General features: G+C 64.3%; 9 protein-coding genes. 1 reads left to right on the top strand and 8 read right to left on the bottom strand.

Translation table 11 applies throughout. From position 1 onward, the window contains the following. Positions 1-7: 7 nt before the first annotated feature. From KYK14_RS02450 to KYK14_RS02415, 8 genes are all read right to left on the bottom strand, one after another. Entirely contained in the window at positions 8-1,756 is a 1,749-nt protein-coding gene (locus KYK14_RS02450; RefSeq protein ID WP_219156657.1) for an LVIVD repeat-containing protein, read from the bottom strand. Positions 1,757-1,797: 41 nt separating this feature from the next. Then, positions 1,798-3,528 (bottom strand): LVIVD repeat-containing protein, encoded by a 1,731-nt coding sequence (locus KYK14_RS02445; RefSeq protein WP_219156655.1) that lies wholly within the window; start codon positions 3,526-3,528, stop codon positions 1,798-1,800. 66 nt (positions 3,529-3,594) lie between these two features. Then, on the bottom strand, positions 3,595-5,454 hold the full coding sequence (locus tag KYK14_RS02440; RefSeq protein ID WP_219156653.1) for a tail fiber domain-containing protein: 1,860 nt from the start codon (positions 5,452-5,454) through the stop codon (positions 3,595-3,597). Between the two features lie 57 nt (positions 5,455-5,511). Next, the gene (locus KYK14_RS02435; protein WP_219156651.1) at positions 5,512-7,323 is read right to left on the bottom strand and encodes a tail fiber domain-containing protein; all 1,812 of its coding nucleotides are present in this window, start codon (positions 7,321-7,323) and stop codon (positions 5,512-5,514) included. Between the two features lie 65 nt (positions 7,324-7,388). Continuing rightward, positions 7,389-8,018: a response regulator gene (locus KYK14_RS02430; protein ID WP_219156649.1), complete on the bottom strand. Its 630-nt coding sequence runs from the start codon at positions 8,016-8,018 to the stop codon at positions 7,389-7,391. Between the two features lie 177 nt (positions 8,019-8,195). After that, on the bottom strand, positions 8,196-9,362 hold the full coding sequence (locus KYK14_RS02425; RefSeq protein WP_219156647.1) for a hypothetical protein: 1,167 nt from the start codon (positions 9,360-9,362) through the stop codon (positions 8,196-8,198). Positions 9,363-9,440: 78 nt separating this feature from the next. Further along, the gene (locus tag KYK14_RS02420; RefSeq protein WP_219156645.1) at positions 9,441-11,360 is read right to left on the bottom strand and encodes a tetratricopeptide repeat-containing sensor histidine kinase; all 1,920 of its coding nucleotides are present in this window, start codon (positions 11,358-11,360) and stop codon (positions 9,441-9,443) included. Between the two features lie 421 nt (positions 11,361-11,781). Next, a complete protein-coding gene (locus KYK14_RS02415; protein WP_185284066.1) occupies positions 11,782-12,807 on the bottom strand; it encodes an SDR family NAD(P)-dependent oxidoreductase in 1,026 nt (341 codons plus the stop codon). A gap of 196 nt (positions 12,808-13,003) precedes the next feature. Here KYK14_RS02415 and KYK14_RS02410 point away from each other — a divergent pair, with 196 nt between their 5' ends. After that, a complete protein-coding gene (locus KYK14_RS02410) occupies positions 13,004-13,471 on the top strand; it encodes a hypothetical protein (protein WP_219156643.1) in 468 nt (155 codons plus the stop codon). The last annotated feature ends 79 nt before the right edge of the window (positions 13,472-13,550 follow it).

Here is a 13,550-nt window from a genome sequence, read left to right as displayed (position 1 = left end):
TGACGGGTTAGGGTAGGTACACGGTAAAGCTGAAACCCCGCTCGGCCGCCTGGCCGTTGGCGTTGGTTGTCGTCACGTCGATACTACCCGACTCGGTGGCCGTGTAGGTGGCAAAGCCGGGGTTAGCACCGTAAAGTGTAAGGTTGACCACGGCGGCGCTGAGGACGGTAGTACCCAGGCCGCTGGCGGGGGTGAAACGAATTCGGTAGGTGTTGCTGCCGGGCGTGTGGTTCACAGAATAATTGTCGGTAGAGCCATAGGCATTGCCCGCGCTGCCGATAGAACCGTAGGCCTGCACCAGCAGGTTGTGGCTGCCAGTGGCGGGCGTGAGCACGGCGAAGGTTTGCACGTTAGTGCTGGCTAGCACTGTAGCGGCCTGGATGGCGTCGGTGGCCGTTAGGTTGGTGGCGCGAGTGGCGCCGTTCACGTCGAGGGTAGCAGCGGGCGTGGTGGTGCCAATGCCCACCTGGCCGCTGCTGCTGATGCTCAGGCCACTGCCGCCGCCGTTGCCGACGAGCTGGTAGCTGGCCAGGTTCAGGTTTTGCACGGCCGTGTGGTTGCCAAGGTTATCAGAGTTGGTAGGCAGCACCGCCGACTGGGTGCTGATGTTGCCGCTGGGGTCGAAGGCCAGCACCGAGGGCGCCGCTATCTGGACCGCGTATACGCTATACCCGCCGCTCGTAGAACCAGAAAGGTAAGCGTAGCGGCCGATAATGTCTACGTCATAAACGCGGGTGGGAATGGGTATCGAAACGAGGTCCTGCGGAGCAGCGGGGCTACCGCTTACGTTGAGTATGTGGAGGTGGACGTGGTCGATATTTATCTGATAGAGCATTCCGCCCAACGCGCCCATTTTCTCCACCAAGCGCGGGCTCGTGACGCTCAAGGGGCCCGTGGTGCGCAGGGACGTGGGATTACCCGGCGCGGCCATTTGGTATAGTGAATAGGGGTACCCCCCGATGTGGGCGTACAGCGTATTGGTCTGCTCGTCGGCGGCCAGCTGCACGGGGCGGACTTCCCCTTGGCTATTGGGCACGTCCAGCATGTTCAGCAGCGTGGGATTGGCCGGGTCGGTCAGGTCATAGGTCAGCAGCTTAATGGTTGGGCTAAGACCGGGGAAGTAGCCCACGTAATACAGGTAGTTGCCAGACACTGCTACGTCCATATACGCCGTTCTGGAGGCCCCGGGCGGCCGGTTGATGACGGTGCGCCGGAAGGCGAAGGTGGTGGGTGTGGTGAGCTGGTACACGTCCAGCGTATCGGTAAAGTTGAAGACGTAGGCGTAGCCGTTGGCTACAACTAGCCGTTTTCCCCGATTGGGGACTATGGCCGACGGCGGGCCCGCCAGCGTGGGCTGGGTGGGCCGCGCCATGTCGTACACGCGCACTTCTTTGTTGCCCAGCAGGTAGAGGTAGCGGTCATCGGCTGCCTCATCGGTGTAGTACGTGTTGTTGCCCAGGGGTATTGGGGATAGCACGGGCGCGGGCAGCAACTGCGAGCTGGCTCCCAGGCCCGACAGCCTGCCCAGCGTATCGCCCACCGTGAGCGTGCCATCGGGCTTCACCGAGAGCAGGCGGCCGTTGCGGCCGGGGTTGCTCAGGCCCCGCACGCGCAGGTTGCCGTTCACGTCGAGGGTTTGGGTTGGTGCGTTGGTGCCGATGCCAATGTGCTGGGCCAGAGCCGCGGTGCCGCTCAGCAGCAGGCTCACTAGCAACAGCCCCATTCGCCACCATAAGAGGGTAGAAGGTGTAGTCATATCAGAAAAAAGCGTGGATAGAAGGAAAAGGCAGGCTGAGGTTAAGGTAGAAACACGCTGAAGGTGAAGTCCCGGTCGGTCAGCGTCCCACTGGGGTTGCGGGTGTACACGTCGATGTAGGGGTTGGTAGTGGAGGCGGTGAACGTAACGAACCCCGGGGTGCCCACTAGCGCGGCCAAAAATGCGGCCGCCTGCAGATTGCCCGTCGCCAGCGGGCCGGCCGTGAACGTGAGGCGGTAGGTGCCCGCGCCGGTGCGCGCCACCGAGTAATTGTCGCTGCCGCTGCTCGCCGTGTTGTTCCCGCTGACGATTACCTGGCCGGTAGCCGCCGCCAGGCACGGGTGCGCACCGGTAACGGGGGCCAGCAGGCTGGGCGTGCTTAGGCTGGTAGTGGCTGTGAGCGTCGGCGCGGCGAGGGTGCCCGTCACCGCTATATTGGTGGCACGCAACGTCCCACCCACGTCGAGGCGGAAGTTGTTGCTGGAGGCCGTCAGCACGCCTACTCGCCCGCCCGCGTCGAGGCGCAGACCCTGACTACCGCCGTTCCCCACGAGCTGGAAGCCCGCCAGGTTCAGGTTTTGAGTGGCGCGGTGGTTGCCCAGGTTGTCGGCGGGTGGCAGCACCGGCGCCACGCTGGCCACGTTGCCGGCCGCGTCGAGGCCCACCAGGGCCGGGGCCGCCACCCGCACCGCCACCAGCTCGTAGCTGCTGGCATCGGCCGTGAGCAGGTAGGCATATTCGCCGGCCACGGCCAAGTCGCGCACCTTCTTGGGCAGGCGCACCGCGCCCAGCGCCGCGGGCTGCGAGGGGTTGGCCGGGCTGGCTTCGTCGTACACGTCGAGGGTAGGCGGGGTGGTGGCGTTGTTGGCCCCGTACAGGATACCGCCCACCACCGCCACCCCTCCCTCGAAGGTAGGCAGGCTCGGCGCCGTAGCCGGAGCCGTGGCAACCAGCACAGGGGTAGGCGCCGTCGGCGTGGCCAGGGCGTACACCTGCAAAGCCCCTGCATCGGGCGCTACCAGCAGGCGGCCGCGGCTTTCGTCGGCCGCCAGCTGCACCCGGCCAGTTAGGCCCAGCGGCAGCGTGGCCACGGCCGTGGGCTGGCCGGTGCTCAACTCAAGAACGCGCACCACGGTGTTGCTGGAATTGCTGAAGCAGGCCGCTACGTAGAGGTAGCGACCCGCCACTACAGCGTCATAGATAGCGGTGCTGGTGGTGCCGGCCGGAGCCAGGGGCAGGTTGTACTGGGCGAAGAGCGCCAAGGTGGAGCCGTTGGAGATGGTGAATTTGTCCAGCCCCGCTGTAGAGGCCGCATATAGGGTATTGCCGCTGGCAGCCAGCGCGCCTACCGTACCGCTCATCGACGAATTGATGCCCGTGTAGACGGGTAAGGTGGGAGTAGCCTGCGCGTCGTAGACTTTGAACTGGTCGCCGCCGGCCACGAACAGGTAGCGCCCGGCCGCCGCCACCCGCCTGTAGGCCGTGCCGCTGGCAGGGCCTAGCGTTATTGGGTTGGTACCGGCTACCTGGGCATACAGCCCCAGGCCCGCCGTGGCCGCCAGTGGCTCACTCAGGCCCAGCGTACCATCAGACAAGGCCACCAGCAGCTGGTTTCCGCCGGGCGGCGTAAGGGTGCGTACCCGCAGGGAGCTGTCGACGTCGAGCGTCTGGGTCGGGTTGAGGGTGCCGATACCGACCCGCTCCTGCTGGGCCCACGCTGGTCGGTGGCCCAGTAGCAGGACTACCAGGGGTATCAGGAATACTTTTTTCATGTAGTAAGCGTGCTAATCGTTGCGGAAAGAATGAGGGTAGGCGCTGAGACGTGGAACACGGGCGAATCAGCGGGCCGCGGGGGCCGGCGCAGACGGCGGGGCCTCGCCCAGAAGCCGGGCCAGTTGGGCTTGCAGCGTGAGTAGGGCGGCGTGGTCGGCCTGCTGATCGGCCAGGCGGGCGCGCAGCTCCGTGAGCTGGGCCTGCTGCTGGTCGAGCTGGCGCTGCTGCTCCTTGAGAGCCTCCACCAGCACGGCCGTCAGCTGGCTGTAGTTCACGGATTTGTATCCCCTGTTATCGGTGCTCACCAGCTCGGGGTACACCTTTTCCAGCTCCTGCGCCAGAAAGCCCACCTGCTCGCCCGCATTGCCGCCGCGGGCCAGCCCGAGCGCGTTGAGGCGGTAGCGCACCCCGCGTAGCTGCTGCACCCCGGCCAAGGCCCCGGTAAGCGGGCGTATCTGCGTTTTAAAGCGCTGGTCGGACGAGATGATAACCCCCGTAGCGTAAATGCTGCCGCCCACGTCGAGGCGGTAGGTAGGGTTAGTCTGGTTGATGCCCACGTTGCCCTGGCCGCTGGGTTCGAGCAATAGGTTACCGGCTGTGTTTTCGATGATGCTAGCCGAATTGCCACCGTTGAGCGGGCGCACAATCAGGTTGGAGCCGCGGTGCTCAAGCTTGAGCGAGGCGGCGGCCGTGGATGCAGGCAGCTGCACCTCAAGCTGGGCAGAAGGCGAGCTGGTGCCAATGCCTACCAGGTCGCTCCCCACCGTTGTGCTTACCATAGTACCCTGCTTGCGCCAAGGGCTGTTCACGAAGTTGCGCACGTCCAGGGCCGGGGCGGGGTAGCTGGCGTAGAGTGGCGTGATGGTTACGTACCCATCGCCCGACTGCACGCCCGGCGTCATCGTCACGTTGCTGATGCCCAGCTCGGAGGTCGAAGCAGCGGCGTAGGAACTCCCGCCGCCACCCCCGCTGCCGTACTCCTGGTAAGCGTATCGGGTTCGGTAGTTAGCTCCGCCTCCCCCGCCGTAGTAGCCGCCGCCGCCCCCACCGCCACCCCCAATACCACCCTCGCCCAGCACACCGTCGTTTCCTACCCAGTAGGGATTATCGTTGGTCGCGCCTTTTCCGCCCGCCGTCTGGCTACCGCCTTTCCCCCCGGTGAGGGCTCCATGGTAGAGACCAGTAGCCCCGGTCTGGTTGCCGCCGCTGCCGCCTGCTTCGCCCCCGGTTGAGTTTAGGTAGTAGCCGCCGCCACCGCCACCGCCGGCCACCAGCACCCGGTTGGCCAGCGCCGTACCACCCACGCGCAGGTCGCTGGCCCCGCCACCGCCGCCCGCAACGCCAGACATCGTACTAGCGCCGCCGTTGAAGCCGCCGCTGCCTTCATTATCGGTGGTACGGAGAATTATGCCGCCGCCACCTTGCTTTATCGGCCCTTGGACCCCACTCCTACCCACCACGGCGTACAGTACCTGCCCTGGCTTCACGCTGAGCTGCGCCTGTACCAGGCCACCCCGCCCACCATTGCCAACGGAACTGCCGCCGCTAGCTCCGGCCAGCTCCACCCGCAGGCTGGTAACGCCGGCTGGTACGGTGTACGTGTAGGTACCTCCGGTCGGTACATTCGTATTATCGGCCGCTACCGCCACCGACTCACGCCACTGCTTGCCGTCGTAATAGTTCAGCTGGCCGCTGGTTGTGTTGAAAATGCTGAGGCCGGCCGCCGGGCTGGCAATAGCGTTGCGCTGCTCCACAGTCATGCGCGGCGGCAAAAAGCCTTTGCTCGTCGACGTCAGGTCGAGGGCGGCGGAGGCGGCGGGCGTAGTGGTTCCGATGCCCACGCTGCCGCCCGTCTGCCCCAGGGTAGGGCCAGCCAGCAGGCTCAGCAGCAGTAGCAGGCAGGCTTGTAGTAGAGTGTGTTTCATATCGTGATAGGTGAAGTGTGGAAGTGCGGAAGAGAAATGGCGGCGACGGTTGCCGGGCTAGCGGACGGCGGCGCGGTCGGCGGCAGCTTCCAGGGCCCGCAGGCGCTGTTCGAAGGCGGTTGTGCTGGTATCGGCGCGCTGCTGTTGTAGGCGTAGCTGCGCCTGTAGCACCTCGTTTTGGACCGCCAGCTCCCGGATTGCCTCCAGCAGCACGGGCGTGAGTTGGGCGTAGTTGACGGCCTTATAGCCCTGCGCATCTGTGCTCACCAGCTCCGGATAGACCTGCTCCACTTCCTGCGCCAGCAAGCCTACCTGCTCGGCCCCGGCTACCCCGCCGTGGGCCACACCCAGCGCGTTCCAGCGGTAGCGCACCCCGTGCAAAGCCAGCGCCCCGGCCAGAGCCCCGGTTAGCGGCCGCACCTGCTGCTTGAAGCGCACATCAGAAGGCGACACGTTGTTGCCGCGAATGGTACCGGCCACATCCAGCGTGTAGCCAGGGCTGCTCGTACCAATGCCCACATTGCCATCAGCACGCACGAGCAGCAGCGTCGTACCGGTGGCGTTCTGCGTGCTTCCCCGACTCACGTCCAGGACTGCGGTACCGGCCGAGGCCGAAGCCACCTTCACGGCCAGCGCCCCGCCACCGGCTCCACTGGTATTGCCGTTGTAGAAGGCGGCCGTGTAGCCCTGCTCGGGGCTACTCCACGTCAGCGAGGGGCTGCTCACGCCGAAGCCGTTGCTGCCCACCACGTTATCGGCCGTATTACTGAGCTGCGAATACGGCGCCGTGATACCGATGCCCACGCGCACGGCGTTGCTGCCCGTGCCACCCAACACCAGCGAGTTGCTCTGGCTAACCTGGGCTCGGTAGCCGATAGCCCCGGCGTTGGTCAGGTTGCCTGTGGTAGGGCCGGCCAGGTAGCCGAAGGCCCAGTTATTGCTGCCCGTTGTGTTGTAGTAGCCGCTCCGATAGCCGCTGAACTGGTTGAAGCTGCCGGTCGTGTTGCTGTAGCTGCTCAGGTAGCCGCTGAGCTGATTATAGCTGCCGGTCGTGTTGTAGTAGCCGCTCAGGTAGCCGCTGAACTGGTTATAGCTGCCCGTTGTGTTGTGGTAGCCACTCTGGTAGCCACTAAATATGTTATTGCTGCCCTCCGTATTAAGAACACCGCTCTCGTAGCCGCTGAATTGATTTTGGTCGCCCGTCGTGTTGCTATAGCCGCTACCATAGCCGCTGAACTGATTAAAGCTACCGGTCGTGTTGTGGTAGCCACTCTGGTAGCCAATAAACTGATTGTAATTGCCGGTCGTGTTAGCCTGCCCGGCCTGGTAGCCAATAAACTGGTTGTAGTAACCGGTCGTGTTGGCTTGCCCGGCCTGGTAGCCCAGGTACAGGTTGTCGCCTGGCGTGTGTTGGGCTATATTCAAGCCTCCATCGGCGCGCACGCCTACCCCCCGCACACCGGCCGGCAGCTCGGCCCCGCTGCCCACCAGCGCATTGCCTTGCAGGTTCACGGTGGTGGTGGCTACCCCGTTGCCCAGGTTGTCGCCGCTGCTGCTGCGTGTCTGGTCGGGCAGGTAGCGCCAGCCCGCGGCCGGGCCGGCGTAGTAGTAAAATCCCGCCCGCGGGCTGGTCTGGAACACGAGCAGGCCCGTGGCCGGGGCCGCGATGCGTACGCGCTGCGCCGAGTCCAGGCGCGGGATGAGCAGGCCCTTGTTCGAGGCCGACAAGTCGAGCACGGCCGAGGCGTCCGGAGTGGCAGTGCCAATGCCCACGCTACCGCCCGTTTGCGCTAGGGTAGGGCCAGCCAGCACGCTCAGCAGCACAAGCAACAGCAGCCGGCAAGGGGTAGGGAGGAGATGTGCTTTCATGTCTACAAAGCACGCGTCCTACTTTATATGGCGAAAGTACATCTTGATGTACCTGCCGGGCGGGTTCAGCCGCGGCGCACGTTGCGGGCCAGCAGCTCGCCTTTGCTGTTGATGTGCAGCTTGGCGTACACGCTTTTGATGTGGCGGCGCACGGTGTTGAGGCTGATGCCGAGCTGGTCGGCAATCAGCTTGTAGCTCAGGCCCTGCTCGATGGCGCGCACCACTTGCAGCTCGCGGGCTGAGAGCACCTGCGTGGGGTCGGGGGCAGGCTGGAAGTATTTCACCACCTCGCGGGCCACGGCCGGGCTCATGCTGCTGCCGCCCTCGGCCACGGCCAACAGTCCCGCCTTGAGGTCGGGCAGCGGGGTGGTTTTCAGAAAGAAGCCTACCGCCCCGGCGCACAGCCCCTGAAACACGCGGGCCGGGTCGCCCATAGTCGCCGTGAGGAGCACTACCTCGGTGTGGGGTAGGCGCTGCTTGATCAGGGCCACCCCCTCGATGCCCGAGCGGCCGGGTAGGCCAATATCGGAGAGCACCAGCCGGGGCGGCGTAGCCTCCTGCCCGACTTTTTCCAGGAATTCCTCCACCGAGCCCACCACCAGCGTGCAACTGAACTCGGGCTGGGCGCAGAGGTAGGTTTCCAGCCCCCGGCGCACGGCGGGTAGGTCTTCGATGATAGCCAGGGTCAACGACATAGCCATAAAGAACGGTAGAAATATCAGGGTTGAAATACCAAAAAATGAAGTCCCGGTCGGTGAGCGTGCCGCCTGCATTGTAGGTGCGCATCAGCAGCTTTCCAGTGCTGCTACCGCCCGCGAAGCTAACGAAGTCCAGTCCGTTGTAAAGCGTCAGCGACCCGGCCCAGCCGGGGCTTACTCGGCCTGGGTAATGGTGTAGTATATCCGTACGCTGCCCACGCTTAGGTTGGCGCTGTTGGCGGGAAAGCGCACTAGCAGGAAGTAGCTGTACGTGGTGTTGTCGACTACCCCCCTCGTCGGCATGTTGACGGTTTGGTAGTTGGCGTTGTCCACCGACGATAAGGCCCCTAGCGTAATCTGGGTGCTAGCCGTGAAGTCGGCAGCTTGCAGGGACACGGTAAGGGAGCTGCTGGCATTAGTATCCCGCAAAAACACGTCGCAGCTGGTAATGGTAGCTCCCTGAGGCAGATGCACCGGGGCCTCGAATACGCCTTCCCCGCTGCTCAGGGAAAAGGTACGCAGAACGCCGTCCTGCCGCGCTCCGCCGCCGCTCTGCGCCGTAAAGTCGGCCCGGCTCAGGTGCAGGACGTAGGCTTTGGGAGCGGCATAGGCGAAGGCACTAGTGGCGGGTACCGTTACGCTGCCCTGGGTGCTGAGCGGGCCAGCGGTTCTGGCGCTGCCATCGGCGTTCAGGATCAGGGCATCCGTGAGCGTGCCGGCATGGGTGGTGCGCAAGGTCAGGCCCAGGTTGGTGCTGGCTATGGGATTAGGCACGCGGGCCTGCACATAGGCCACCGGATCGGCGCTGCTGTACGGAGCCAGATACAGGTGGCCGGGCAAGTACACGCTCTGGCCATTGCCTTTGCTGGGGTCCGCTACCAGATACGTGTCGCCCGCGCCGGCCACGTCTAGCGTTCCGCGCGGGGCAGTGCTGCCCGTACCGATGCCCACGCGGCCGGTGCTGCTGACGGTCAGGCCCGTTGTGCCGCCGTTGCCCACCAGCTGGTTGGCGCCTAGGTTCAGGTTACGGGTGGCGGTGTGGCTGCCTAGGTTGTCGCCGCCGCGGGCCTTATCAGCCAGAAACAGCCAGCCGGCCGCGCCGCCGTAGTAATAGAAGCCCAGACGTGGCGCGGTTTGGAACACGAGCAGGCCCGTGGCCGGATGGGCAATGCCCACGCGTGCGGCCGAATCCAGCCGGGGCACGAGCAGCCCCTTGTTCGCAGCCGACAGCTCCAGCACGGCCGAGACATCAGGCGCACTCGTGCCGATGCCCACGCCGCCGGTTTGGGCCGTAGCAGCCAGCGGGGCCAACAGCGCGACGAGCAGGTAGGGATGTTTCATGTTTGCAAAGCACGGTCCTACCCCCATACGGCGTAAGTACATCTTGATGTACTCCGTTACGCTCAGCCAGGCTCGTCCTTAGTGCACTGGTACCTGTACCTGCACGCCCCAGCCCGGGTGGCCCGGCACGGCGCCGTAGCCGCTGACGCAACTACCGCCTACCGCCTCGGCCCGGGCGGCCATGTTGCGCAGGCCGTGGCCGCTGGCCCGCGGCGCCCGAACCGGGGCGGGGGCATCGTCGGCCACCGTTAGCACCAGCTCAGCTTCCGTGGCAGCCAGAGCCACGCTTACTTGCTGGGCTGCCGGGGCGTGCTTGGCCACGTTGTGCAGGGCTTCTTTGAAAATCAGATACAGGGCGCGGCGCGTTTCCATCGGCAGCTGCGGCGGTAGCTGGGCCGTGTCGGCGGTGAAGAACAGGGTCCGCTCGCCACTGCCTAATAGCTCGTAGGCGTAGTCGCGCATGCGGTCGAGCAGGCTATTGGTCGTGTCGTTGTGGGCATCGTAGCCCCACACTACGTCTTGCAGTTGGGCGGCGGCAGCGCGGCTAGCCGTGGCTACTTCTTGCAGCTGCACCTGCTGCTCGTCGGGCGAGTAGAGACCGGCTCCCAGTAGGTTGGTTTGCATTGAAATCTGCGTCAGCAAGCCCCCTACCTCATCATGCAAATCGGCCGAGAGCCGGGTGCGCAAGGCCAGCTCCTGGCGCAGCTGGCGGCGGCGGTAGGCACTCAGCAGCAGCCCCGCGCCTGCCAGTAGCAGCACTGCACCCAGCACCAACACCAACAGCAGCCGCTGCTGGCGCAGGCGTAGCAGTTCGCCCTCGTGGCGTAGAGCACTTACCTGGGCCTCAGCCTCATCGGTTTCGTACGCGGCCCGCATCAGCTCCGTGAGTTGCTGATTGTCGCGGGCCCGCACGGAATCCAGCACGGCTTGCTGGCGCACCAGGGCGGCGTAGGCGGCCGCGTAGTCGTGGCGGGCCAGGGCAGCGCGGCGGCGCACCTCCCAGCCCTGGGCCCGCAGGGGTAGGGTGGCGCCGGGGGCTACTTCGGCACGCCGGACCGCCTGCTCGGCGGCCTGCCATTGGCCCCGCCGCCCCCGAAACTCGGCTAGGGCCATCAGGGCCGGGGCCAGCGTCCCCGCCGCCCCACGGGCCTGCTGGGCCGCTACGGCTCGCGTTAGATAGTGTTGGGCCGAGTCGAGCTGGCCGCGCTGCTCATAGGCCTTGCCCAGCAGTAGCCAGGCAGCGGGTAGGTAGTTGGCTAAGTGGCTGCGCCGGGCCAGCCGCTCCGAGCGCTGGAAGCAGGCCAACGCTCCCGCTAGACTATCGGGCTGACCCAGCAGCGCCTCGCCCAAAAACTGCCAGGAGGAGGCTAGCCCCATCGTGTCGAGGTCAGCCGCTTCCAGGGCCATGCCCCGGCGCAAGTAGCGGGCCGACTCGCGCCAGCGGCCCTGCCGCAGGTATACCCTCCCCAGATTACCCAGTGTGGCGGCCGCAGGACCAGTACCCGCCGGCAACCCCTCGGCCCGCCGCAACGAACGGAAAAAGCAGGCTGCCGCCGAATCGAGCTGGCTTTGCCGAGCGTAAATCAGGCCCGTGGAGTTTAGCAGCTGTGCCTGCAGCTCGCGGTTGGTGGGGTCCAGGCGGCCAGCTTCGCCGTATAGCACCAGGGCCCGGCCGGGTTGGCCCAGGTCGCCCAGGGCCATGCCCAAGTGGTAGCGGGTCTCGGCCTGCAGCCGGGCCGGGGCACCAATAAGCTGTTGCCCGGCGCGTTGCAACAGCGGCAGTGCCAGCGCAGGCCGGCCAGCCTGGCGGTAATAGTCGCCCTGCAAGTCCAGTGCTTGCCCGGCAATATGAGGCTGCCGGGCACGGCGCGCGGCGCGCTCAGCCGCGCGTGCGTACCCTACCACGCCGGCCGAGTCGAACGGTGCCAAATAGGCCTGCGCTACCCGCAGCAACGCCGCGGCAGCGGGAGGACTGGTGGCCGATACTACGGCACGCAAACTGTCTGGAACCGGGGGAAGCGGCACGGTTTGGCTGAAACCAACAATTGGGTATAGCAGCAACAGGATGATCCAGCAGAAACCAAATGGATACCGTTGCGCCATACAGGCAAAGAAACAAAACAACCGCGCTTTTCACCTATGTCAGTAGGAAATACATCCGCGACATATTGCCACTCAGCAAAGCACCTATAGGCACCAGAACGCGGCCTGCCGACAGTCGCTATTCATCTCTTTAACAGCCTATTGCCTGTTTTTTTGAAGCAGATACAGAATAGACTTGTTCTTGAAGAATACGTCTAATGCCCTTGTCTTTGTATAGGTCAGTGTACCAAAACGCTGAAGCGAGGCTCCAACATGATTCATGCAAAACCACGTGGAGCCTCGTTTCACAAAACACAGTCTAATCAGCAACAATATCCTATACCTCGTTATTTTCCTCCTCCGCTTCTTGTGTCAGCGTAGTTATCCAAGAGCGCGTGATGTCAGATTCCAGTTCGCTGCCGCGGCGGCGCACGTCGCCTAGGTCGCCGGCGGGGTCGGGGAGGGTTTGGTTGACCCAGCCCAGCACGTCGGCGGCGAGGCCGGGGAATAGGCCGTGGAAGGTAGCCAGCAGCTTGGCGGGCAGACCCAGAATCAGCTCGGCGTCGCCGCGGCGGCAGGCGTTCCAGATTTGGCGGGCCGCTGTTTCAGCATTCATGGAAATGGCGGGTAGCGAGTCGGCAATCATAAACCAGGCGTACTCCTTGCGGTGCTGGCCCTTCACAATAGCGTGGCGGGGGCTGCCCGTCCGCATCAGGCCGGGGCATACGGTGGTTACCTTGATGCCGTGCTGAGTTAACTCACTCCGAAAGCCTTCTGACAATCCTACCAACGCAAACTTGCTGGCGCTGTAAGGTATCAGATGTGGCACGGCTACTTTGCCACCCAGGGAAGCAATGTTTACAATGCGGCCTTCGCCCCGGCGGCGCATATCGGGTAGTACGGCCTGCATGGCATGCAAAGGCGCCCAAAAGTGCGTATTCATCGAGTCCTGAAAGTCGCGCTCGTCCAGGTTATCGAGCGGACCGGTGGAGATGATGCCGGCGTTGTTGATCAGCACATCAATCGGCCCAAGCTGCCCTTGCACTTCCGTGACGAGCGTGCGCACGGCTACGGGGTCAGTGAGGTCGCGCACCAAGGCAATTACTTCCCCGCCGTCGGCGGTCAGCTCACGTTGGGCGCGTTCCAACTCGTCGGCGTCGCGGGCGCAGATGGCTACTTTGGCGCCTTCGGCTACGGCCTGGCGGGCCAGCAGCAGGCCTAGCCCACGCGAGCCGCCCGTGATGAGCACCACGCGGTTGCGCAGCTCGTAGCTGCCCCGGCGGTTAGTATACAACGTGGCAGCGGCCAACAGGGCGCCCGCACCTAGGGCGGTCAGCCAGTTCGTTCGGGTTTCTCGCTTCATAATAGAAAGCTGTATGCAAAGTGCGCCCAAAAGGTTACGCCCGGCGCGCACAGATTCTGCGGTGCCGGGCATCAAAACAACCGGTCGTGTGTTGGGCTAAGCCAGATAGTCTGGCACTATCTTTAGAGGAAGTAGCACAGGCGGCGTGCTTACGCCCAGCCCACCTTTCGCTTTCTGCCGTAGTTTTGCATTCGATATGAAATCAACCTCCCTGCTTTTATCGGTCTTTTTGCTGGCCGCACCTGCTACCCTGTTGGCGCAAAACACCAAACCATTGCCCAGCAAAACCAACACGTCGGCTGCCTCAACCGCCACGCCGTTGTTTAACGAAACCCAGCTCACGGAGCGCGCCACTAGCCTCACCGCCAATATGCAAAAAGGTCTGGGCCTGAATCCGCAGCAGGTAGAGAAAGTACAGAAAATCAACCTTACCAGCATTCGGGCCGTGGAAACCGCCCGCGCCCAGTACCGCCGCGACCTGCGCAAGATGGCCGGCGTGGTGGAAGACGTAGGCCAGTCGCGCCTGGCCGCGCTGAAGGAGGTGCTCTCGCCTACCCAGTTTGACCGCTACCAGCGCAAGCGCGAAGAGAAAATGGGTGTACCTAGCGGCAGCGCCGCCCAAGGCAACCCTGCCCCTGGCCTACCCGGCGGTTATGGAGAATAAAGGTGAGTTTAGGAGTTAAAAACTGTGTGTCATCCTGAGCTTGCGAAGGACCTTATCACGTGAGAACGAGTCGTTGCTA

The organism is Hymenobacter profundi (assembly GCF_019334315.1).
GTDB lineage: Bacteria > Bacteroidota > Bacteroidia > Cytophagales > Hymenobacteraceae > Hymenobacter > Hymenobacter profundi.
This window is presented reverse-complemented; position numbering and strand designations above follow the sequence as displayed.

Excerpts from the sequence above, each read along its gene's own strand:
- KYK14_RS02450 (WP_219156657.1), bottom strand. The coding sequence starts at position 1,756 with ATGACTACACCTTCTACCCTCTTATGGTGGCGAATGGGGCTGTTGCTA.
- KYK14_RS02445 (WP_219156655.1), bottom strand. The coding sequence starts at position 3,528 with ATGAAAAAAGTATTCCTGATACCCCTGGTAGTCCTGCTACTGGGCCAC.
- KYK14_RS02440 (WP_219156653.1), bottom strand. The coding sequence starts at position 5,454 with ATGAAACACACTCTACTACAAGCCTGCCTGCTACTGCTGCTGAGCCTG.
- KYK14_RS02435 (WP_219156651.1), bottom strand. The coding sequence starts at position 7,323 with ATGAAAGCACATCTCCTCCCTACCCCTTGCCGGCTGCTGTTGCTTGTG.
- KYK14_RS02430 (WP_219156649.1), bottom strand. The coding sequence starts at position 8,018 with ATGTCGTTGACCCTGGCTATCATCGAAGACCTACCCGCCGTGCGCCGG.
- KYK14_RS02425 (WP_219156647.1), bottom strand. The coding sequence starts at position 9,362 with ATGAAACATCCCTACCTGCTCGTCGCGCTGTTGGCCCCGCTGGCTGCT.
- KYK14_RS02415 (WP_185284066.1), bottom strand. The coding sequence starts at position 12,807 with ATGAAGCGAGAAACCCGAACGAACTGGCTGACCGCCCTAGGTGCGGGC.
- KYK14_RS02410 (WP_219156643.1), top strand. The coding sequence starts at position 13,004 with ATGAAATCAACCTCCCTGCTTTTATCGGTCTTTTTGCTGGCCGCACCT.